Origin of the sequence: Scandinavium manionii (assembly GCF_024764775.1) — a bacterium.
Classification (GTDB): Bacteria; Pseudomonadota; Gammaproteobacteria; order Enterobacterales; family Enterobacteriaceae; genus Scandinavium; species Scandinavium manionii.
The window spans coordinates 1-455 of the sequence record NZ_JALIGC010000012.1 but is presented as its reverse complement, the minus strand read 5'-3'; the positions used below and the strand labels follow the sequence as shown (position 1 = coordinate 455).

General features: G+C 61.1%; 1 protein-coding gene. It reads right to left on the bottom strand.

The window, feature by feature from the left end:
• Positions 1-455, bottom strand: a 455-nt coding sequence (locus MUU51_RS00065) for a hypothetical protein (protein ID WP_258966844.1), incomplete at both ends; no start/stop codon positions are given.

The following is a 455-nucleotide window of genomic DNA, read 5'->3' as shown; positions in this document are numbered from 1 at the left end:
AAGCCACTGCGGTTGTCCAGGGCAAGCGCCCGGATATCCAGGCCTCCGGTGCCGGAGAGAACACCTTCGAGGCTGTTGTCCAGAGCCTGGGCGATGCGCAACGTCAGTACACCGCCGCTGCGCAGGCGGCCACCCTGGTTGGTCAGTGCGGAGGTGGTGAGTGTGAAGGCTCGGTCGCTGGAAATTTCCCCGCCGCTGTTGTCCACCATGCCGAGTTGGCGCAGGAGCAAGGTTCCAGGCGTGGCGATCAGGCCCTGAGCGCCATTGGCCAGGGTTCCCTCGTTCAGGTCGAGTATGATGCCGGCATTACTGACCAGCCGCCCTTTGCCCTGCTGATCGAGTCCCTTGATATTTGCGTCGATCATGCCTTTGGCAGTGATCCGACCTTCCTGGCTGTTATCCACCTCAGTAGCAATCAGGCCGAGCCCGTCATTACTGCCAAGATTGCCTTTCTG